Below are 20,337 nucleotides of genomic sequence, written 5' to 3' on the forward strand. Positions count from 1 at the left end.
GTGACACAGGCGCGCGCGTCGCTCCCATACCGGCCGCCCGCGCCCGATCCGGACGAGCTGGTGTGCTGGCCAGCGGATTTCGGCACCCGCTTTACCCTGTTCTGCGACGTCGAGGAGGAGTTCGACTGGCGCGCATCCCTGTCGCGGGACGGCTGGTCGACGACGGCAATGTCGGCCTTCCCGGACGCGCACCGACGCTTCGCCGGGCTGGACATGCCGCTTGCCTGCATGGTGGATTACGCGGTCGCTGCCGATCCAACTGCCGCCGACTATCTGGCGAGCGTCAGAGACGATCCCCGTTGCGCGATTGGGGCACAGCTTCACCCCTGGGTCACGCCGCCGTTCGAGGAAGCGGTAACCCCGTTCAACAGCTATGCGGGCAATCTGCCCCCCTCGCTGGAAGCCGCAAAGATCGCGACGCTGACCGACACCATAGCCACCAGGTTTGGACGGCCACCTGTCGCCTATCGCGCCGGGCGGTACGGTATCGGGCCCGACACCCTGAGCGTGCTGGCGGCCCTGGGCTATCGCCTCGATACGTCGGTGCGCGCCGCCTATGACTATCGTGCCGATGGCGGTCCCGATTTCCGGGCGATCGGATCGTCCGCCTATCGCCGCGATCGTGTGATCGAACTCCCGTTCACGACCGTGCACACCGGCATGCTTCGCGGTCGCGGTGCGTCCTTGTACCGACGGGCCGCAGGGTTCCCACACGGCCCGGGCGTCTTGGTTCGCCTGGGCCTCGTGCAACGCGTATCGCTGACGCCGGAGGACATGCCGCTTCGCGCGGCGTTGGAGGCCGTCACGGTCGCAGTGGGCGAGGGCACGCGCCTGCTCACATTTTCCTTCCATTCGCCCTCGCTGGCGCCCGGCCATACACCCTATGTTCGGGATGCAGCCGATCTTGCGGCCTTTTGGCGGTGGTGGGACGCGATGGCAGAGCGGCTGGTCAGACTTGGCGTGCGGTCTGCATCTTTGAACGAGATTCTGAACGCCGCTGGCTGACCTAGAGCCTGCGACCGCAAAGACCTTAGCGGAACGGCCTGTTACCGTTCTACGCCAACCCAGCGTCCGAGCGGAACGAGACTGTCAGCGCAGGCTCGCGATCGTTTGCAGGACAGACGCCGCCAGTTCGCGGCGGCAGATCAGCAGGTCGGGCAGCAACGGGTCCGCACAATTGTAGATCAACGGCGAGCCGTCGACCCGAGACGCATGAAGGCCCGCCGCCATGGCGACAGCGGCCGGGGCGCAATTGTCCCATTCATACTGCCCGCCCTCATGCAAGTAGATGTCGGCGTCGCCGTCCACGACCGCCATCGCCTTTGCGCCGGCTGAACCCATGGTGAGCGTGTCAGCCCCGATCCGCTCCGCCACATGCAGAGCCAGGTCCGGGCACCGGCTGCGGCTGACGATCAGGCGCGGGCGCGTGGAGCGCTTGACCGGCACTGGCATCGCAAGATCGGTCGAATAGACACGGTCGCGTGCCGGCACCGCCACGGCCCCTTCGAAGGGGCGACCATCGACGGCTAGCGCAACGTGCACCGCCCAATCGTCCCGTCCGGAGGCATACTCGCGCGTGCCGTCGAGGGGATCGACGATCCACACGCGCGAACCGCCGCATCGGCGCGGATCGTCGCGCGATTCCTCAGACAACACGAAATCCGCCGGCCGTTCCTCGCGGAGCCCGGCCAGGATCAGGCTGTTGGCCTCTCGATCGCCCAGATCGCCCAACGATTTGCCGGTACAGTTCCCCGCACTACGCAGGTCGAGGAGCAGCCGGCCGGCCTGCATGGCCAGATGCCGGGCGAGTGCCGCGTCGCTCACAGGTCGTGGGTCCAGACGCCCATCACATGCTCGACGATCCGCGCGGCGGCGGCGTCGGCATCCTCGGTCGCGGTATCGACGCGGATCTCCGCGGCGAACGGTGGTTCATAGGGGCTGGTGATGCCGGTGAAGTGTGCGATCTCTCCGGCACGCGCCTTGGCGTACAGGCCCTTCGCATCGCGCCGCTCCGCCTCCGCCAATGCGGTGTCAACGAAGATCTCCACGAACTCGCCCTCCGGCATCATCCGGCGCACCATGTCGCGTTCTGCGCGAAAGGGCGAGATAAAGGCGGTCAGCACGATCAGACCGGCATCGGCCATCAGGCGCGCGACCTCCCCAATCCGGCGGATATTCTCCGTCCGGTCGGCATCGGTAAAGCTCAAATCCTTGTTCAGGCCGTGGCGGATATTGTCCCCGTCGAGCAGGAAGGTGTGACGGCCAAGCGCATGCAGCCGCCTTTCGACAAGGGCGGCGATCGTGGACTTGCCCGCGCCGGACAGGCCGGTGAACCACAGGATGCGGGGCGATTGCCCTTTCTGCGCCGCATGCGCCTCCCGCGTCACATGCGCGTCCTGCCAGTGGACGTGCTCAACGGCGCGCACGACCCGGCGGACCAGGCCGGCGGCGACGGTGGCGTTGTCGGCGCGGTCGATCAGGACGAAACCGCCCAGTTCCGCGCCCAGGTGAAAGGCCTCGAACACGATCCGCCGATCCAGGTGCACGGTGACCACGCCGATGTCGTTGAGCGACAGGGTCGCGGCGGCCTCCTCGCGCTGGGTGTCGACATCAATCACATGGTCGGGGGCGGACAGCGTTGCACCGACCAGCTGGGCACCGAGCTTCAGCAGGTAGCCGCGACCCGGCACCATCGGCCGGTCCGCCATCCATACCAGCGTCGCCTCCAGCCGATCCGTGACCTCCGGCGGATCGTCCGCCGCAGCGATGACGTCGCCGCGCGAGCAATCGACCTCGTCCGCCAGCACCAATGTCACCGACTCGCCCGCAACCGCCTGCGGCCGATCACCGCCGTAGGCGACGATGCGCGCGACGCGACTGGTGCGGCCGGAGGGAACGATGCGGACGGGATCGCCCGGACGCACGGTGCCCGCCGCGATCATGCCGGCAAAGCCCCGGAAATCCAGGTTGGGGCGGTTGACCCATTGCACCGGCAGCCGGAGCGGGCGGGTCGCGGCACGATCCGCCTCCACCGGCAACCGCTCCAGATGCCCGAGCAGCGTCGGTCCGTCATACCAAGGCATGTCCGCGCCGGGTTCGACGATGTTCGCGCCCGTCAGCCCGGACACGGGGATCGCCGTGAACGCCTCGATGCCGATGCTTTCGGCAAAGGTGCGGTAATCGGCGACGATGGCATTGAACACGGCGGCGTCGTTGTCGACCAGATCCATCTTGTTGACCGCCAGCACCAGGTTGCGGATGCCGACCAGATGGACCAGCCGGCTGTGCCGCCGCGTCTGTGTCAGCACGCCCTTGCGCGCATCGATCAGGATCACGGCGGCGTCGGCGGTCGATGCGCCCGTCACCATGTTGCGGGTATATTGCTCGTGCCCCGGCGTATCCGCGACGATGAACTTGCGGTTGGCGGTCGCGAAGAAGCGGTACGCGACATCAATGGTGATGCCCTGTTCGCGTTCCGCCGCCAGTCCGTCGACCAGCAGCGCGAAGTCGATCGCATCACCCTGCGTCCCCATGCGGCGGGAGTCGCGGGCCAGCGCGTCCAGTTGATCGGCGAAGACCGCGCGCGTATCGTGCAGCAGGCGGCCGATCAGCGTCGACTTGCCGTCATCCACCGAACCGCACGTGATGAAGCGCAGCATCGACTTGCCGGCATGAGCATCGAGATAAGCAGAGATGTCGGCGGCGACGAGCGCGTCGGGTTGATAGGCGCTCATCAGAAATACCCCTCGCGTTTCTTCTGCTCCATGCTGGCTGCGGAGTCATGGTCGATCGCCCGGCCCTGGCGCTCGGATGTGGTGGTGAGCAGCATCTCCTGCACCACATCGGCCAGCGTGGCGGCGTGGCTCTCGACCGCGCCGGTCAGCGGGTAGCAGCCGAGCGTGCGGAAGCGGATGTGGCGCTCGACCGGCACCTCGCCGGGGCGGAGCGGAAAGCGGTCGTCATCGACCATCAGCAACATGTCATCCCGCCGGACGGTCGGACGGGGCGCGGCGAAGTAGAGCGGGACGATCTCGATCCCCTCGGCCATGATGTATTGCCAGATGTCCAGCTCGGTCCAGTTAGACAGGGGAAAGACGCGAATGCTCTCTCCCTTCGCGTGCCGCGTATTGTAGAGCCGCCACAATTCCGGTCGCTGCGACTTTGGGTCCCAGCCATGGCTGGCTGTGCGGAAGGAGAAGATGCGCTCCTTCGCCCGGCTCTTCTCCTCGTCGCGCCGGGCACCGCCGAACGCCGCGTCGAACCCGCCGGCGGTCAGCGCCTGTTTCAGCCCCTCGGTCTTCCACATGTCGGTATGGCGGGAACCGTGATCGAACGGGTTGATGCCCAGCGCCTCCGCCTCCGGGTTGCGGTGCACGATCAGCGTCATGCCGGCATCCGCTGCCGCACGGTCGCGCAACGCGTACATGTCCCGGAACTTCCAGGTCGTATCGACATGGAGCAGGGGAAAGGGCGGCGTGGCGGGATAGAAGGCCTTGCGCGCCAGATGCAGCATCACCGCCGAATCCTTGCCGACGGAATACAGCATAACCGGCCGCTCCGCCTCCGCGACCACCTCGCGCATGATGTGGATGCTCTCGGCTTCCAGCCGCTGAAGATGGGTGAGACCGACCATGGGCGTAGCATGTAGTGCGGCCCGCCGCCCGTTTGGTGCAACTTATCCTGTTGGGCTCAATAGCCGTCGCGGTCGCGTGCCTCGCGCTCCAGCGAATCGAGGATGCGCGCGCCGGCCATGAACACCGCGATCGGGCAGGCGGCGAACAGCAGCTTGCCGCCCCAGCCAGGATACTGTCCCAGATAATGGATGCCCCGTTCCACAGCGCCCAGGCCCAGGCCATAGATGACGAGGAACGCCTCGAACTTGGTCTTGATGACGAACAGGCGGCCGATGCGGTTCATGCCGTGTCAGAAGCAAGGCGTGCGCCAAGCCCGGATTCGCTTACGTTAAACGCTGGATAACCATCCAACTGTCAGATTTTCCGACACGGGAAAGGCGGTACGTCACACCCGAGCGACATGGGTCAGCCGGTCGCCGGCCGCGACGCGTAGCGCCTGTGCGCACGCTTCCGGCAACATCACGCCATTCTCGCTTTCCTGGACACAGCCAAGCGTGCAGCGAAAATCCGCCAGCTCGCCCGCCGCGATCAGCGACTCCGTGCCGCCCTCCGCCACGCCGACGAAGCGTGCGTCCTTCGCGTCCTGAATCGAGCGGAGCTGGTCTGTCCGTGCGATCATCGTCGGGCCGCCATCGAAGATGTCGACATAGTTCTCGAACGCGAAGCCCTCATTCTCCAGCATGCGCATCGCGGCGCGGCCGGACGGATGGGGCATGCCGATGACGCTCCGCGCGTGCTCGGTCAGCATGGCGGTGTAGATCGGATGCTTCGGCATCAGGTCGGCGATGAACTGGTGCCCGTTGACCGCATTGAAGCTGTCCGCCTCCTGAAAGCTCATCGCGAAGAAGCGGCCGGCCAGCCCGTCCCAGAATGGCGATCCGCCCGCTTCATCCATGACCCCGCGCAATTCGGCTAGGATGCGATCGGCGAAGCGCGCACGGTGCGCGCGGATGAACAGGTACCGGCTTCGCGCCAGAAGCAGGCCCAGGCCGCTTGCCCGCTCACCCGGATGCAGGAACAGGCCGCCGACCTCGCTCGCCCCCTCCAGATCGGTCGCCAGCGTCAGCATCTCGGCCCGAAAGGTGCGGTCGAGTTCGCGGCTGTGCTGGGTCAGCGTGCCCAGCCGATAGCTGTAGAATGGGTGTCGCTGGCCGACGCTGGTGAAAATCTGGCAGGTGCCGCGGACCTCGCCCGTCTTCACATTCTCCAGGATCAGGACGAACAACTCGTCCTGCGGTTGCGCATCCTTGTGCAAAAAGGCGGCGTCGCTGCGCTCCAGCTTCGCGCGTAGCGCGCGGCGATCGGGCGGCAGGTTGGTGAAGCCACCGCCGGTCAGCTTCGCCATTTCGTAGAGATGAGGCAGGTCGCGCTCGGTCGCGGCGCGGATCACATGGGTCATGCTTGTCCCTTTTCGGCCAGGCGCAGCATCGTCACCGCCGACAAGGCCGCACGTTCGGCGAGGCTGTCGAGCAGGACGAACTCGTCCGGGGAGTGGATGGCCCCGCCGCGGACGCCCATGGTGTCGACCACCGGCACGCCCGCCGCGGCGATGTTGTTGCCGTCGCACACGCCGCCAGTCGCGCGCCAGCGGATCGGGATGCCCAGGTCCGCGCCGACGTCTCGGACGAGGCCGAACAAGCGTTCCGCGCTCCCGTCGACGGGCTTCGGGGGCCGGTTGAACTGGCCGTGCACCTCGACGACCACGTCCGCTTCGGCGGCCACCTCTGCCGCGACCCGGTCCAGCGTTCGGCGCGCATGGTCGATCGCCGCCTGGTCGCCGGGGCGGAAATTGACGTGCAGGATGGCGAGGTCGGGCACGACGTTGTTTGGCGCTCCCCCGTCGATCCGCGCCGGGTTGACGGTCAGCGCGGGGCCGGCCGATTGGGCCAGCAGTACCGCGACCCGGGCGGCGGCGACCAAAGCGTTGCGCCCTTCCTCCGGATTGCGGCCGGCGTGGGCGCTGCGTCCGCGCACGACCACGGCGAAGTTGCCCGTGCCGCCCCGCGCACCCGCCAACGTCCCGTCCGCCAGCGCGGGTTCGTAGGTCAGCGCGGCGACCTTACCGCGTGCCGATCGCGCGATCAGGTCGGCCGACGACAGCGATCCGGTTTCCTCGTCCGAATTGAGCAGGATGTCATATCCCAGCCCGGGCACGCCGACCGCTTCCACCGCATGCAGCGCGGCCAGCATCACGGTCAACCCACCCTTCATGTCCGCAACGCCGGGGCCATTCAGCACCCCGGGCGCGATCTCCCGTACCTGTTGGAAGGGGTGGTCGGCTGCGTAGACCGTGTCCATGTGCCCGGTCAGCAGCAGGCGAACCGGTGCCTCCGGCCGTACCGACACGAGCAGGTGATCGCCATGCGGTACCGTATTCGGCTGGCCATCCGCACCCACCCGGCTGACCGGCGCGGGTGCGACGCGACTGACGGTGCCGGGCAGGGTGCCGAACGCCTCCGCCATCAGATCCGCCGTTATTGCCAACCCGATCAGGTTGCCCGTGCCGCTGTTGACCGAAGCCCAGCGTTCCACCTGTTCGCGCATCGCGGTCGCGTCGATGCGCGCGACGGCATCCTCTTCCTGCTTCAACAGCCCCATCGGGCCCGTGTAGCGCGATCAGAAGGCGTAGACGAGAGACGCGCGCGTGGTCGTGTCGGTGGATACCGAACCGGAGGGCGGCGTGCTTTCATATTGCACGTTGTACGACAGCTGGGCGGACAGGGGGCCGAGCAGCCGTGCGTTCAGCGCCGTTTTGCTGCTGACGGTGGAATTCATCCGCTGCACATAGGCGGAGGCGGTCTGACGGACCGACAGGCCGGGCGTCAGTTTCCAGTTCATGTCCATGGAGCCGCGGGTCGCCATCTGGCTGGTGCGCTGACCATCGGTGAAGTTGGTGTATCGGAACGCCGGTCCGATCTCCAGGTCCAGCGTGATCGCGCGGGACCGGATCGCGCTGTACCCGGCGCCGGTCGAGGCCGATGCACGGTCGTAGAAACCCAGGAACCGATCGCCCTCATATTGCAGCTGACCGTAGATATAGGCGCGGTCGTTGACCTTGTAGTTGGGTTCGTAGCTGAACAGGTAATGCTCGCGCGTGGTGGTGCCCAGGCTTTCCTGATAATCGATCTGCCCGCGCAGCTTGTGCCGCCATTGCAGCCCCTCGCGCGACAGGTCGGCCGTGGCGCTGACGCCGGCGGTGTCGGAATTGCCGGTGGTCAGGAACCCGCCGACCTCCACCCGGCCGCGCCACAGGTGCAGGAACCCCGCCTCCATGATCTCCGCCCGGCGCTGCTTGTCGCGTTCGGAACGCCATGCCTCCGCGATGCGCAGCACCGCGTCGCCGCTCGCCGGGTCGGCGGATCGGGCATATTTGACGATGGTGTTGATGTCGCCGTCGTTACCGCTGGCGATCGCCGCGTCCAGCATCGCGCGGATCGATTCCGGGATCGCCTGTCCCGCCCAGCTGTCGGCACCGCCACTCTGTCCCGACGGTGCATCGGGCGCGGGCGCAGCGAGCAGGATGGTGGCAAGCATCACGGGCATGGGTATGTTCTATTGTCCTTGTTACCCCAGCGGAAGGTCTGTTTGACGAACCGAATCGGCAGGGCGTTCAGCCGAGATGCGGCGCGAACGCGGTCAGCACCTGTTCGTACAGCGCCTTCTTGAACGGGACGATCATCGCCGGCAGGTCGGCGGGGTCGCTCCAGCGCCACGCGCGGAACTCGGGATGCGGGGTGGCGATGTCGATGTCCGCGTCCGTGCCGGTGAAGCGGAACAGGAACCACCGCTGGCGCTGGCCGCGCCACTTGCCCTTCCAGACCTTTCCGACGAGTTCGGGCGGCAGGTCGTAGAACAGCTCGGTCGGTGCCTCGGCGATCAACTCGACATGCTCGGGCCTGACGCCCGTTTCTTCGCCCAACTCGCGCAGGGCGGCGGCCAGCGCATCCTCGCCCGGATCGATCCCGCCCTGCGGCATCTGCCATGCCTCCAGCGTGGTATCCAGACGCTGCCCGACAAAGGCGCGGCCCTGCGCATCGATCAGCATCACGCCCGCACAGGGGCGATAGGGCAGGTCGGACGGGTCGGTCATGGCGCCTTCCTCTTTGCAGGGTGCCTTGGGGATGCGGGCAGCTCCTAGGCGTCCCGGCCACGCGCGTCCATCACCGCCGGATCAGGCGCAGGTCGAGCCGCTGGCCCAGGCGCAATCATTGCCACTCGGGCGCGACAGGATCGAACGGGCATCGCCGGGCTGTCGCGGACGACCGTGACCATCGCCGCTCGCCGCGATCACCCGCTCCAAAAGCTCCTGCCCGTCGTGCCAGGCGCCCAGGCCACTGGCGGCGTTCAGATGGCCGAGCGGACCCACATCGACGAAGTGGCTGCCCCAGTCGGCGGCCATGTCATGGGCCCGTTCGGGCGTGCACCACGGATCGTCGGCGGAGGCGACAAGGATGGAGGGGAATGGCAGCGCCAGGCGCGGGACAGGGGCGAACCCGGCGATCTCCGCGGGCGCGGTCGCCCGGTCCACATCGGCGGGCGCGACCAGCAAGGCGCCGGCCACGGGCCAGCCATAGGGCTGTGGCGAAAGCTGTGCCCACCAAGCGATCGCGATGCAGCCAAGGCTGTGTCCCGCGAGGATCACCGGCGCCTGTGCGGCAGCGATCGCCTGGTCTAGCCGGGTGACCCAGCTATTTCGGTGCGGCGTGTTCCACATGCCCAGGTCGGCGCGCAAGGTGTCCGGGCGGGCATGTTCCCAAAGCGTCTGCCAATGGGCGGGACCCGACCCGCCCAAACCCGGCACGGTCAGGATCGTCGGGCGGTGTGCGTCGACTGGTGCAAAGCTACCCATCTGCCATCTCCCCTGCGGGTGGGCATCGCCAATCGCGAAACGCGATCGGCCACGTCCCGGCACCCATGTAATCCCCAGCAGCTGAGGGGACAATCGGGCGGGCGGCCAGATGGTGGAGGCTTGCGATAGGGCGCGAGCCCCGGCAAGGCGCGCCGATGGCGAAGCAGCGTGCGGATCAGATGCTGGTGGATCGGGGGCTGGCGGAGTCGCGTACCCGCGCCCAGGCGCTCATCATGGCGGGTCTGGTGTTCGCCGGCACGCGCAAGGTGGACAAGCCCGGTCAGCCACTGGCGGACGACGTGGTGCTGGACGTGCGCGGACGCGATCACCCATGGGTGTCGCGCGGCGGTATCAAGCTGGCGCATGGTCTCTCGCATTTCGGCTGGGACGTGACGGGCGTCGTCGCGATGGACGTCGGATCCTCGACCGGCGGATTCACGGATGTGCTGCTGCAAAACGGCGCAACCCGCGTCTATGCGATCGACAGCGGCACCAACCAGCTTGCCTGGAAGCTTCGCCAGGACGCGCGGGTCCTGGTCTACGAACAGACCAGCGCGCGCATCCTGACCGCCGAACACGTGCCCGAGCCCATCGACCTGATCGTTTGCGACGCGAGCTTCATTTCGCTCGACAAGGTGCTGGAGCGGCCGATGTCCTTCGCGGCACCGGACGCGCGACTGATGGCGTTGATCAAGCCGCAGTTCGAGGCGGGGCGCGAGGAAGTGGGAAAGGGCGGCGTGGTCCGCGATCAGGGCGTCCGGGACCGCGTATGCGCGGAGGTAGCCGCATGGTTGACCACGGCTGGGTGGATGGTGCTGGGTGTCGTGGAAAGCCCGATCACCGGGCCTGAGGGCAATGTCGAATATCTGATCGCGGCGTCCCGGAATTGAACCCACCCGCTTGAGCAAGCGATTGCCCAGTGCGTGGCGGCAGGCCAAGGAGGCGCCGGTCGGGATTCTTGGTGGACGGCCGACATCGAACGGCAATCCGGATGGTTGGGGAGACAGGCGTGGGTGGCATCGCTTCCAGGGGGCAATTGCGAATGTCCTTTCTGCGCTGGGCAGCGGTGACGGTGCCGGCGGTTCTGCTGCTCGGCTTCGCGTCCGGTCGCTCGGTGCCGGCGGGCGAGCATAATCCCTGGTACGTTGCGCTTCGGAAACCGGAGCTAACCCCGCCGGGCTGGGCGTTTCCGGTCGCGTGGAGCCTGTTGTACGTGTTGCTCGGCGTAGCGCTGGCGATGATCCTGCACGCACGCGGGGCGCGTGGCCGGGGCCTGGCGATCGCGGCCTTTGTCGGGCAACTGCTGGTCAACCTGTCCTGGCAGCCGTTGTTCTTCGGCGCGCACCGGATAGAGGCCGCCTTGTGGGTGATCGCCACGATGCTGGTCCTGGCGATCGCCATGACGATCTTGTTCGCCCGTATCAGGCCGGTGGCAGGCTGGCTGATGGTGCCGTATCTGGTCTGGATCAGTTTCTCCGGTGTGCTGACCTGGCGGATCGGTCAGTTGAACCCGGATGCGGATGGGCTTGCGCGGCCGGCGCATACGTCCCAGATGCTGTGACGATCCATCCTCATCAAGGCTTTCCGCCATGCAGTCCGACAACCGCGTATTCGACGATCTCGCCAAGCTCATGAACGGCGCGGCCGGCACGTTCGCCGGCATGGGCCGCGAGGCGGAGGCGGGCATGCGTGCCCGTGCGCGCGAGTGGATCGGCGGCCTGGATTTCGTCAGCCGCGACGAATTCGAAACGGTGAAGGCGATGGCGATCGCCGCCCGTGACGAGGCGGATGTGCTGCGCGCCCGGCTCGAAGCGCTCGAGGCACGCCACGGCGCGCCGGTTGATGCGCCGGTCCCGACCGCCTGACCTGTGATCTCGCCCCACCGTGCGGTGCCTTCGCTTCGACGGCGTTTCGTGCGATAAGCGCCGTCGATGCTTGATCAGGCCGACCACGACACCGACGACTCCGCGCCGCTCGACATGCTCGAGGCGTATTTCGCCGCGCATGGATGGGAGCATGAGCGTGGGGACGAGGAGATCGTCGCCACGGTCAAGGGCAGCTGGGCCAGTTACGAGCTGCGCGCCTTGTGGCGGGAGGAGGACGGCGTTCTCCAGTTCCTCGCCCTGCCAGACATAAAGGTCACGGATGATCGCCGGGCTGGCATGTACGAGACGCTTGCCCTGGTGAACGAGCAGCTCTGGGTCGGCCATTTCGAGCTATGGTCTTCATCCGGGACCCTGTTGTACCGACACGCCGCGTTGATCGACGGGGATGAGGCGACGCTGTCTCTGTCGGCCGCGGAGACGCTGGTGGAAAGCGCGATCGACGAGTGCGAGCGCTTCTATCCGGTTTTCCAGTTCGTGTTGTGGGGTGGCAAATCGCCTCGGGAAGCGCTGGCGGCGGCACTGATCGAAACGCAGGGCGAGGCCTGAGGGTTTGAGCGGGCCGTTCGCCGATCTCGGCCGCATCCTGATGGTGGGATGCGGCAACATGGGCGGCGCGATGCTGCGTCGCTGGCTCGATCAGGGCTTGGACCCAGCACAGGTGACCGTCATCAGTCCGAGCGGTCGTGCCGTCCCGGGCGGGGTCGCCGTCATCAACGCCTATGATCCGGCAGCGGTTGGTACCGTGTCGACCCTGTTGCTCGCGATGAAGCCGCAACAGCTGTCCGCGGTCCATGCCGCCGGGCTGGCGTCGGTCCGCGCGGAGTTGCTGGTCTCGATCCTGGCGGGCGTGGACAGCGCCACGCTGTCTTCGCTCTGGCCCGGTGCCACCGTAATACGCGCGATGCCGAACCTGCCCGTCGCGATTGGCAAGGGTGTGGTGGCTTTGCACAGCCCGGCCGAAATCGACGACCGTGCGCGCAGGGTTGCGGCATGGATGCAACCGCTGGGCCTGGTGGAATGGATCGAGAGCGAGGGTCTGTTCGATCTGGTCACCGCGCTGGCCGGCAGCGGCCCGAGCTTCACCTATCGTTTCATCGAAGCATTGGCCGCAGCCGGCACGGCGTTGGGCCTGCCGTCCGACCAATCGGCGCGGCTGGCCACTGCAACCGTTGAGGGCGCGGGCTTGCTGGCAGCCGAGGCGGCGGAAACGCCGGCTGTTCTGGCCGATCAGGTCGCCAGCCCGGGCGGCTCGACGCGTGCCGGCCTGAACGTCCTCGACAACGATGCCGCGCTCGTCTCGTTGCTGACACGGACGTTGCAGGCCTCTGAAAACCGCAATCGCGAAATGGCGGCTGCGGCGCGGGCTTAGTTTTCATCAGCGTCAGGCGCGCCGTTGCAACTCGCCGGAAAGATCGCGGGCACTGCAAGCCAACCGCGCATCAGTCCCGCATGGCGTCGAACTGTTCACGGATCTCGTCCGACATCAGGCCCTCCAAAACGGCCCAGAATCCCGACACTGCGTTCTGCCCCGCCTTCGCATAGGCATGGCTGACCCGCTTGCGGCCTGCTTCGAACAACTCGACCTCGATCCGGGTGCCGGCTTCGGTCAGGAACAGCAGCCGTTGTCGCCGATCCCGCTCACCCGGCCGCGCCTCGACATAGCCGCGTTCGGTCAGGTCGTTCAGCACGCGGCCCAACGACTGCTTCGTGATGGCAAGGAGGTTGAGCAGTTCGCTGACGGTCAGGCCCGGACGCCGCGCGATGAAGTAGATCGCGCGATGATGCGCGCGGCCCAATTCGTAACGGGCCAGGTCCTGATCGACCGATCGCACATAATGGCTGTAGCCGAAGTAGAGCAGTTCCATTCCGCGGCGCACTTCGGGCTCGCGCAGGAACAGGGGGGAGGCGGGTGACGCTAGGGCAGGCATGTTGACCGGTTTAGCCATCCGCCCTACGCCGCCGCAAGCCGCACAGATGGGAAAACGATGCTGAACGTCCTCGCCAGCCCCTTTCGTCACCAGCCGAACAGCCGCGCCGTGTCGGATGTCGAGCGTGCGGAACGGTTGATCGATCCGGGTTTCGGCCGAGTCTTCACCGATCACATGGCGGTGGTGCGCTGGTCGGAGGGGCAGGGGTGGCACGACCCCAGCATCACCGCGCGCGAACCGCTGACGATGGATCCGTCGGCCGCCGTGCTCCATTATGCGCAGGAGATTTTCGAGGGTTTGAAGGCGTATCGCCTGCCCGACGGGAAGCTGGCGCTGTTCCGTGCCGACGCGAATGCCAGGCGGTTCCGCGAATCCGCGCGGCGGCTGGCCATGCCTGAACTGCCGGAGGAGTTGTTCATCGAATCCTGCCGTGCGCTGGCGACGGTGGATCGCGAATGGATGCCGACGGTGGAGGGTGGATCGCTGTACCTGCGCCCCTTCATGATCGCCAGCGAGGCGTTCCTTGGCGTCAAGCCGTCGGCCGAGTACCTCTACATGGTGATCGCATCGTCGGTCGGCGCGTATTGGAGGGGACCGGCACGCGCCGTGTCGATCTGGGCGTCCCGCGAGTACGCCCGTGCGGCCGCAGGCGGCACCGGCGCGGCGAAGTGCGGCGGCAACTATGCCGCCAGTCTGGTCGCGCAAGCGGAGGCGATCCGCCAGGGCTGCGATCAGGTCGTGTTCCTTGACGCAGCGGAGCGCCGGTGGGTGGAGGAACTCGGCGGGATGAACATCTTCTTCGTGTTCGATGATGGGTCCATCCAGACGCCGCCGCTGACCGGTACGATTCTGCCGGGCATCACGCGGGACTCGTTGATCACGCTGGCGCGCGGCATGGGCCTGACTGTGCGCGAAGAACTATACGCAATCGATCAATGGCGCGCGGATGCGGAAAGCGGCCGCCTGACCGAAACCTTTGCCTGCGGAACCGCGGCGGTGGTCACCCCGATCGGCACCGTGGCAGAGGCGCAAGGCCGCTTCACGATCGGCGGCGGCGTACCCGGTCCTGTCACCACGCGCCTTCGCGACGCCCTCGTGGCTATCCAGCGCGGCACTGCCGTCGGGCCGGATGGCTGGATGCAACCTATCGCGTAACGAAAGGGCTTTCCCGGCGCGCGCACCTGACCTAAGGCGCGTGCCTCGTTGGGGCGTCGCCAAGCGGTAAGGCAACGGTTTTTGGTACCGTCATACGCAGGTTCGAATCCTGCCGCCCCAGCCAGTACTTAGCGGGTTATCCACAGCCCGTTCCGCACTCCGTTCCGCACCTTCTCGGCCGCTTGCCGGCGCTGTTCCCTCCTTGTTCATGGAGGTGGAGCATGGCTGAGATCCGCGCTCCGAAGCCGCTGAAGGCGTACACGGTCCTTGAGCATGACGAGCGCACCGGAGCGATCTATTTCGCGCGCCATGCGATCGTCGCCCGAAAGGCGGGAGCGGCGGAGTATGGCGACGGCGAGTTGTCCTACGTCACCTGCAATCGCGCCCCGTGGGCGGATCGCTTCGCTGATACTGGCGCGGTTCCCGCCGCTGTCATGGTTGAGCATGGCTAGCACTTCGAGTGCGTCCACTGCGGGAGCCGGATCGACGAGGATTTGCGCGACCGCTGGCGCGAGCGGCGTCACGACAGCTTTGCGGACATGCTCCGGGAGGCCCGCCGCTGGCGTCGGTGGAAACCGACTATGGTCGTGGGAAGTCAGCACACGCGGGTGTTCTGCGATGCGATCTGCGAGGCCGCTTGGGGCGTTGAACAGGCGGAAATCCGCAGGATTGGGGATCGCACGGTCGAGCGGTTCAAAGCCATCGTGCTCCGCCGCTTCCCAGACGCTGACATCGTCGAGGACGATGACCGCTGGCAGCGGCCTCATGTCTACGTCACGCGAAACAGGATGGGCCGCCTGGCTCCCCGGCAGGTCGTCGTTGCGTTCCGCTTCCCAGGCATGGCGTACGGCCCGGCATCGCTGCGCTGGGACCATCGATCAACCTACCGAGGCGGCAAGCCGGAATGGAGTTGCTGCAACGGCGACAAGGAGGCCTTTGAGGCTTGGGCGGCTGCGTCGAAGCCCGTGCCTTCCATCCCGTTCGCAATGGAGAGGGAATGAAAAAGCGGGCCTGTTTTTAAGCTATTCTTCCATGTTCCCAAGGCCGGGCGCTACGCGCATATGGCGCGGCCCATCTACCGAATTCCTAGAAGGCTCGCCAAGCTCAGGGCAGCTTCGTCATCCTCTACACGTGCGATAACGCGATTGTCGTCATCGCAAGACTCGAACAGAAAATAGCCTGCCCAATCGACGGGAGGCGGATCAAGGGTTTGTGCCCGCCGCGACGTCATTGGAGCTAAGGTCAGGCACTTGCCGGTGGTGGACATGCCACTAAAGTAGAGCGCCGCCATTTCAGGATACCGTATGCCCGAGATCAAGAAGACACACTCTTTGCGCGTCGACCCGGGCATGTCCATCAGGATGCTCGCGGATTATATGACGGCGTCCGAACAGGCGAAGCGAACCCTGCTCACCAGAGCCAAATATGTCCCAATTGCTCCGACCATCCAGCACGACGCCGCCCGTGAATCAATCACCACCCATCTGTCAAGCGGCGCAGGCGCAACCGACGATATCAAGCAGCGGATTGAAATCCTGAAGAGTGGATTGCAAGGAAGCCAGTTTGAGATCGACAAGGCGGAAAACAACGCCGACTATCTGGAGCGCTACTTGGAAACGCTTCCACCGATCCCAGCGAAGGCGCATGAGGTGCTGATTGGCAACCGCATGCCACCGCTCCATGTCGAGGGCTTTGCAATCCGGTGCGCACCGGATTTGGTTTTCAAGCGTGTCAACCAACGGAACGTGGCAAAGATGGGAATGGGCTTTCTCCGCTATTCAAAGGGGAAGGCACTTCCGCCGGAGACAGCATGTTGGCAGGGCGCAATAGCCGTAGGTTACCTCACAACCAAGCTTCAACAGGGGTTGGCTGAAATAGATCCCGACCGCGACTTGACCGCAGTGATCGACGTGTGGGCTGGGCAGTGTTACACTGCACCGAGTAACTCAGTGTATCGTTTCAAGGAGGTCAAGGCTGCTTGCGCAGGGATCGCTCAGCGCTGGAAGCAGATACCTCCACCGCCAAATGCCGTCTTTTAACGTTACCTTGCCGGTCGACGCTTAGCACCTTCAAGGAATTAGGCCCAATCCGCGGATTGGAAATCTGCCAACTTGCATCTGTCCGACTTTTAGCAGGTCTGCGTTTGCGACTATGGAGGCACCATCCTCGGCAACGATCAGTGTTCGGTCAGCATCCCCCATGATCGCAACCCCCACGATAAGCGGACGTCCCTTGACATGGTAGGCGCTACAGCCGGAAGCGCAGCCGGCGGACACCCTGCGCACAACCGTGTAATAGTCTAGAAGGCCTTGCGCGCCGCCAGTTCCAATGCCGAAAGTCAGCGCTGAAACAGCGCAGGCTAGAAGAAAGTAAAACCTCGACACGCCCGTTGCTCCCGTTTTTGCAAGGTGGTGACGAGTAGAGTGCCTCCTTTGAGCCCACCTGCGTCGCAGCAATGTTATCACAAGCATAGGTATAGCAAGTAAGCAGACTGTATAAACAATCACTAGGTATCCGCGCGCAAGCGTGTCTTGTAGGCTGTCTTTAATTAAACCCTCTGGCACTCCGAAAGCTCGCAGTAGTAAAAGCTTGTAGACAAAGCCGGCCGAATATAATGCGCCCGACAGGGCTCCGAGCACTGGTGCTATCACGCCTGCCAGCGGGCCCCATATGCCGCGATCACGTATGGCGGGGGGTTTTGGCGGTACTTGTGAATGGGGCTGAGGTGCGAGCGTCATAAGCTCTCATATGTCGCCGAAATGCAGAAATGAACAAGTGATTCAGCCTGCTTGCTGACCCGTTTTCATCTGATAGTCTAGGTCATGATGTTTACTCCGGAGCAGGAGCGATGGGCCGAGGCTTTGGCGATCTACCGGATGCATGGCGACCGGGCGGCTGTATGGATCGCCGCGCGCGTGGCGAGTTTGGCCCTCGCGGGGGACAGTGCGGGCGTGGAGCGCTTTCGCCAGATCGCGGCGAAACTGGATCAGCTGATCCGCCCGGGGTCGGTGCAATGATGTTGGCCGTGTGGAACGCAGTTGGTCGCGACGCCTTCTGGTTCGCTATATTGGCCCTGACAGGCACTGCGGCGCTGTTCGGGTTCGGTTGATGTGCAATCGCGCGCGACTATCCAGCGAACCCGAGACGCTGTTCACCCGCTTCAACGCCAGCTGGGCGCAAGACGTGGTGCGGCCGAATAGCGATCCCGTCGAGCTCTACCCGAAGAGTAAGGCCTATGTGGTGCGGGAGGAGCGCGGCCGGCGCACACTGGACGTGATGGCATGGGACGTGCTGGGCGGGCAGGCGCCCTGGCCGATGACCAACGTCCGCAACCTGACGCTGCCGCAGTGGAAGGCGCTCGCCGCAGACCCGGCGCAACGCTGCCTCGTGCCGCTCACCGAGTTCTGCGAATGGACGCCTGACAAGCACCAGGTGGGCGAGGGCAAGCCGATCAAGGGTGAGATGTGGTTCGCGGTCCCGGATCAGCCGATCTTCGCCGTCGCTGGTTTCTGGCAGATGACGGTGAAGGGGCAGGGGTTCACGATGGTCACCTGTGACCCGAACGAGCTCGTGGCACCGATCCACCCCAAAGCCATGATCACCATCTTGCACGAGGCGGATTGGGACAGGTGGCTGACGGGAACGCCGGATGACGTAATCGCTCTTCAGGAGCCGTTCCCGGCCGACAAGATGACCGTGCGTGGCCCCGTGTTCCCGACCCGGAGCAGCTGACAGCTAGAAGAACAAACGCGGAACATGGTACATCCGGGGCGACCCCGATTCGCACAGGACCTGCCATGGACATGGACCGCTACACACCAGCCAAGCCCGCGTTCGGAGCGTGGCTGATCGCACAAAAGGATAGGGGAGGGCTGCTCGGCCAGCTTGCGGCAGGTGCCGCTGCCGATCGCGGCTTTCCAAAGCACGGCGACCCTGACGCGGTCCGCAAGCGCCTGGTCGCGCTCCAGGCGGACGGCGACATGCACTCGGCGCTGGATGACGCCGAGGTCGACTGGCTGGCGTACTGAGCATGGCGCGGCCCAACGAACAGCGCGAGATCGAAGCGCACATGCTCGCACAAGAACTGATAGCCGACGTCGGCCACCTCGATGCCTTGGACTGGCTGGAGGATCTGCTCGCCGAGTGCGACGACCAGCACGAGGCCTTGTATCTCACCTACGTGATCAGCGCGGTAGAAGCCGCTTCCCATGGCCGACTGCACTGACGGCCGCTGCCGCATCTGCACCGCCAACGACGAAGACGGCTTGATCGAGCATATGGCAGAGCGGCTGTGGGAGGGAACGCGGGTGATGGACCTCCCGGCATGGGCGGAAGCCGGCGAGTTCTGGCAGGAGAAGTACCGCGACCATGCAGCGATCTTCATCCGCGCCGCGCGGGCCTAAGCCGTGGGTGCAAACACCCGGCTCGACAGCCTGTCGGACCTGATCAAGCACAAGGCCAACGTGAAGCTGATCTGCCCGTGTGGGCGGGTGCACATCTTCGACGCCGCGCGCCTCAACCGCTATGCGCTGCTGCGAAGCTGGAACACGCAGCTGGAGGCGCTGCGCTACCGGGTGAGGTGCGCGGAATGTCAGGGCAGGGGAGTGCGCCTGAAGGCTACACCGGAGCCGCCCACACCGGCCGATCCGTTCCCGCGTACCGAGGTGGAGTGGAAGCGGCTGCACCGTCGTTTGCGGGGGTGAACGGCGTCTTTTCGCCCCGCCCACTGACCGCGAGTGGGCGGGGATTGCTTCACTCGGCCGCGCAGCCCGGCCCCAGATGCAGCACTGCCTTCCCCTTCAGCAGGGGCGTCCCGACCGGCAGCTTCAGGTCGCACGCGTCGACGGTGATCGTCGGGATACCGCCCTCTGTCTGGAACAGTGGCGTGGGGTTGCCACTGCGGGCGATCAGCCGCGCGACGTGGAGGCGGATGGAGCCCTGCACCTGGACATGCGCGCACTCGCCGCGACCCGGCTGACAGGGGTCGATGCTGGTGATCATGCCCCAGTCGCTGTCGCCCCAGACCTTGAAGTTGCGCCGGTTCCCCTCGGCAGCCACGCGGTTCAGCGTCGTGCGGACGCTCTTGATGTCGTAGCCTGCATCCCGGTTCCACCCGCTATAGCCGTCCGTGATCGTGATATCGTGATAGCCCTTCTCCGTCGCGATCCCGTCGCCGTTGAAGATGCCGTCCGTCGACTGCATGCCGCGAATGTAGAACCGGCTGATCGTCCACGGCCCGCCATTGTCGTCCGCGTTCTTGCCCGCCAACCCGATCCCGGCCGGGACCTTCGACGATTGCGTGTTCGGCTTGGTCGCCTCGATCCGCACGTCGGTGATCGTGCCCGATGACGAACCGCGGAAGTAGAACCCGCCAGGCCCAGCATTCAGGCTGGTGACCCGGGCGATCGTCACGCGCGGGGTGGCGTCGCTGCCCTCGAAATTGCGCAGGATGAAGCTGGCACCGTCCGCCTGGATGTCGCGCAGGGTCAGGTCGGGGACCACACCACGCGGCCGGCTGATCGTGCCCAGCCCGGTAAAGCGCATGTTGGCGATGCCGCCACCCGCCGCCTTGAAGTTGCGGGTGGTGGTGAAGGTGCCGGGGTTCGCCAGCCGGGGAGCAGCCGGCGCGGCAGCCACGGCCAGCGCCTGCGGCTGTGGCGGGCACACACTCTTCGGCCCGACATAGACCAGCGTCGAACCGCATCGGGTCAGGACCGTGCCCCTGGCGACGCCGAGGGCCTTGGCCTGGCTGGTGACGGTCACCCGGCCATCGCCGCTCTTGTCAGGGAGCGGAGCGGCGACGGTGACGACCTGTCCGGCCGCTGGCACGGCGAGGCAGGTTAGGACGAGCGCGCAAAGAGCGCGGATTGCATGTTTCATCAGCG

The 20,337-nt window shown here is 65.9% G+C and carries 27 protein-coding genes and 1 tRNA gene; 17 read left to right on the forward strand and 11 right to left on the reverse strand.

Going from position 1 to position 20,337, the window contains the following annotated elements; translation table 11 throughout:
- Positions 1–1,005 carry a polysaccharide deacetylase family protein gene (locus BMX37_RS02450; RefSeq protein ID WP_093663859.1) on the forward strand — a complete coding sequence of 335 codons (1,005 nt, stop codon included), beginning with the start codon at positions 1–3 and terminating at the stop codon, positions 1,003–1,005.
- Positions 1,006–1,089: 84 nt separating this feature from the next.
- On the opposite strand, the gene BMX37_RS02455 is transcribed toward BMX37_RS02450, so the two are convergent.
- The 9 genes from BMX37_RS02455 to BMX37_RS02495 form a co-directional block, all read right to left on the reverse strand.
- On the reverse strand, positions 1,090–1,824 hold the full coding sequence (locus BMX37_RS02455; protein WP_280139207.1) for a 3'(2'),5'-bisphosphate nucleotidase CysQ: 735 nt from the start codon (positions 1,822–1,824) through the stop codon (positions 1,090–1,092).
- Entirely contained in the window at positions 1,821–3,734 is a 1,914-nt protein-coding gene (cysN, locus tag BMX37_RS02460) for a sulfate adenylyltransferase subunit CysN (RefSeq protein ID WP_093663860.1), read from the reverse strand. Before cysN ends, BMX37_RS02455 begins: the two co-directional genes overlap by 4 nt.
- On the reverse strand, positions 3,734–4,633 hold the full coding sequence (gene cysD / locus BMX37_RS02465; RefSeq protein WP_093663861.1) for a sulfate adenylyltransferase subunit CysD: 900 nt from the start codon (positions 4,631–4,633) through the stop codon (positions 3,734–3,736). Before cysD ends, cysN begins: the two co-directional genes overlap by 1 nt.
- 56 nt (positions 4,634–4,689) lie before the next feature.
- Complete coding sequence (locus BMX37_RS02470) at positions 4,690–4,917, reverse strand: hypothetical protein (RefSeq protein WP_093663862.1); 228 nt, start codon at positions 4,915–4,917, stop codon at positions 4,690–4,692.
- Positions 4,918–5,019: 102 nt separating this feature from the next.
- Positions 5,020–6,033 carry an arginine N-succinyltransferase gene (locus tag BMX37_RS02475; RefSeq protein ID WP_093663863.1) on the reverse strand — a complete coding sequence of 338 codons (1,014 nt, stop codon included), beginning with the start codon at positions 6,031–6,033 and terminating at the stop codon, positions 5,020–5,022.
- On the reverse strand, positions 6,030–7,232 hold the full coding sequence (locus BMX37_RS02480) for a hydrolase (RefSeq protein ID WP_093663864.1): 1,203 nt from the start codon (positions 7,230–7,232) through the stop codon (positions 6,030–6,032). The genes BMX37_RS02475 and BMX37_RS02480 overlap by 4 nt, the downstream gene beginning before the upstream one ends.
- 18 nt (positions 7,233–7,250) lie before the next feature.
- A complete protein-coding gene (locus tag BMX37_RS02485; protein ID WP_093663865.1) occupies positions 7,251–8,177 on the reverse strand; it encodes a DUF481 domain-containing protein in 927 nt (308 codons plus the stop codon).
- Between the two features lie 67 nt (positions 8,178–8,244).
- The gene (locus tag BMX37_RS02490) at positions 8,245–8,724 is read right to left on the reverse strand and encodes an RNA pyrophosphohydrolase (RefSeq protein WP_093663866.1); all 480 of its coding nucleotides are present in this window, start codon (positions 8,722–8,724) and stop codon (positions 8,245–8,247) included.
- Positions 8,725–8,805: 81 nt separating this feature from the next.
- The gene (locus tag BMX37_RS02495; protein ID WP_093663867.1) at positions 8,806–9,483 is read right to left on the reverse strand and encodes an RBBP9/YdeN family alpha/beta hydrolase; all 678 of its coding nucleotides are present in this window, start codon (positions 9,481–9,483) and stop codon (positions 8,806–8,808) included.
- A gap of 155 nt (positions 9,484–9,638) precedes the next feature.
- Here BMX37_RS02495 and BMX37_RS02500 point away from each other — a divergent pair, with 155 nt between their 5' ends.
- From BMX37_RS02500 to BMX37_RS02520, 5 genes are all read left to right on the forward strand, one after another.
- Positions 9,639–10,373 carry a TlyA family RNA methyltransferase gene (locus BMX37_RS02500; protein WP_170841802.1) on the forward strand — a complete coding sequence of 245 codons (735 nt, stop codon included), beginning with the start codon at positions 9,639–9,641 and terminating at the stop codon, positions 10,371–10,373.
- 152 nt (positions 10,374–10,525) lie between these two features.
- Complete coding sequence (locus BMX37_RS02505; protein ID WP_093663868.1) at positions 10,526–11,044, forward strand: TspO/MBR family protein; 519 nt, start codon at positions 10,526–10,528, stop codon at positions 11,042–11,044.
- A 28-nt stretch (positions 11,045–11,072) separates the two neighbouring features.
- Positions 11,073–11,348: an accessory factor UbiK family protein gene (locus tag BMX37_RS02510; RefSeq protein WP_093663869.1), complete on the forward strand. Its 276-nt coding sequence runs from the start codon at positions 11,073–11,075 to the stop codon at positions 11,346–11,348.
- 66 nt (positions 11,349–11,414) lie between these two features.
- Complete coding sequence (locus BMX37_RS02515) at positions 11,415–11,915, forward strand: type III secretion system chaperone family protein (protein WP_093663870.1); 501 nt, start codon at positions 11,415–11,417, stop codon at positions 11,913–11,915.
- 40 nt (positions 11,916–11,955) lie between these two features.
- Positions 11,956–12,738, forward strand: a complete 783-nt coding sequence (locus tag BMX37_RS02520) for a pyrroline-5-carboxylate reductase family protein (protein WP_093664251.1) — start codon at positions 11,956–11,958, stop codon at positions 12,736–12,738.
- Positions 12,739–12,808: 70 nt separating this feature from the next.
- Here the strand turns inward: BMX37_RS02520 and BMX37_RS02525 are convergent, their stop codons facing one another.
- The gene (locus BMX37_RS02525; protein ID WP_425288424.1) at positions 12,809–13,297 is read right to left on the reverse strand and encodes a MarR family winged helix-turn-helix transcriptional regulator; all 489 of its coding nucleotides are present in this window, start codon (positions 13,295–13,297) and stop codon (positions 12,809–12,811) included.
- 57 nt (positions 13,298–13,354) lie between these two features.
- Here BMX37_RS02525 and BMX37_RS02530 point away from each other — a divergent pair, with 57 nt between their 5' ends.
- The 11 genes from BMX37_RS02530 to BMX37_RS02575 all read left to right on the forward strand — a co-directional run bounded on the left by BMX37_RS02530 (position 13,355) and on the right by BMX37_RS02575 (position 19,155).
- A complete protein-coding gene (locus tag BMX37_RS02530; RefSeq protein ID WP_093663872.1) occupies positions 13,355–14,452 on the forward strand; it encodes a branched-chain amino acid aminotransferase in 1,098 nt (365 codons plus the stop codon).
- Between the two features lie 49 nt (positions 14,453–14,501).
- Positions 14,502–14,576, forward strand: a tRNA-Gln gene (locus BMX37_RS02535).
- A 97-nt stretch (positions 14,577–14,673) separates the two neighbouring features.
- Positions 14,674–14,904, forward strand: a complete 231-nt coding sequence (locus tag BMX37_RS18960; RefSeq protein WP_212611376.1) for a hypothetical protein — start codon at positions 14,674–14,676, stop codon at positions 14,902–14,904.
- A gap of 129 nt (positions 14,905–15,033) precedes the next feature.
- On the forward strand, positions 15,034–15,453 hold the full coding sequence (locus BMX37_RS18965; RefSeq protein ID WP_212611377.1) for a hypothetical protein: 420 nt from the start codon (positions 15,034–15,036) through the stop codon (positions 15,451–15,453).
- Positions 15,454–15,756: 303 nt separating this feature from the next.
- On the forward strand, positions 15,757–16,491 hold the full coding sequence (locus tag BMX37_RS02545; protein ID WP_093663873.1) for a hypothetical protein: 735 nt from the start codon (positions 15,757–15,759) through the stop codon (positions 16,489–16,491).
- Between the two features lie 783 nt (positions 16,492–17,274).
- Positions 17,275–17,469 carry a DUF6961 family protein gene (locus tag BMX37_RS02550; RefSeq protein WP_244501348.1) on the forward strand — a complete coding sequence of 65 codons (195 nt, stop codon included), beginning with the start codon at positions 17,275–17,277 and terminating at the stop codon, positions 17,467–17,469.
- A gap of 91 nt (positions 17,470–17,560) precedes the next feature.
- On the forward strand, positions 17,561–18,184 hold the full coding sequence (locus tag BMX37_RS02555; RefSeq protein WP_093663874.1) for an SOS response-associated peptidase family protein: 624 nt from the start codon (positions 17,561–17,563) through the stop codon (positions 18,182–18,184).
- A gap of 65 nt (positions 18,185–18,249) precedes the next feature.
- Positions 18,250–18,480 carry a hypothetical protein gene (locus BMX37_RS02560; RefSeq protein WP_093663875.1) on the forward strand — a complete coding sequence of 77 codons (231 nt, stop codon included), beginning with the start codon at positions 18,250–18,252 and terminating at the stop codon, positions 18,478–18,480.
- Positions 18,481–18,482: 2 nt separating this feature from the next.
- Complete coding sequence (locus tag BMX37_RS02565; protein ID WP_093663876.1) at positions 18,483–18,677, forward strand: hypothetical protein; 195 nt, start codon at positions 18,483–18,485, stop codon at positions 18,675–18,677.
- Entirely contained in the window at positions 18,661–18,855 is a 195-nt protein-coding gene (locus BMX37_RS02570) for a hypothetical protein (protein ID WP_093663877.1), read from the forward strand. Before BMX37_RS02565 ends, BMX37_RS02570 begins: the two co-directional genes overlap by 17 nt.
- Positions 18,856–18,858: 3 nt before the next feature.
- Entirely contained in the window at positions 18,859–19,155 is a 297-nt protein-coding gene (locus BMX37_RS02575; RefSeq protein ID WP_093663878.1) for a hypothetical protein, read from the forward strand.
- 49 nt (positions 19,156–19,204) lie between these two features.
- Here BMX37_RS02575 and BMX37_RS02580 read toward each other — a convergent pair whose 3' ends face one another.
- Positions 19,205–20,332, reverse strand: a complete 1,128-nt coding sequence (locus BMX37_RS02580; RefSeq protein WP_139197942.1) for a hypothetical protein — start codon at positions 20,330–20,332, stop codon at positions 19,205–19,207.
- Positions 20,333–20,337: the final 5 nt, after the last annotated feature.

The sequence above is a fragment of the Sphingomonas gellani genome (assembly GCF_900110035.1).
GTDB lineage: Bacteria > Pseudomonadota > Alphaproteobacteria > Sphingomonadales > Sphingomonadaceae > Sphingomonas > Sphingomonas gellani.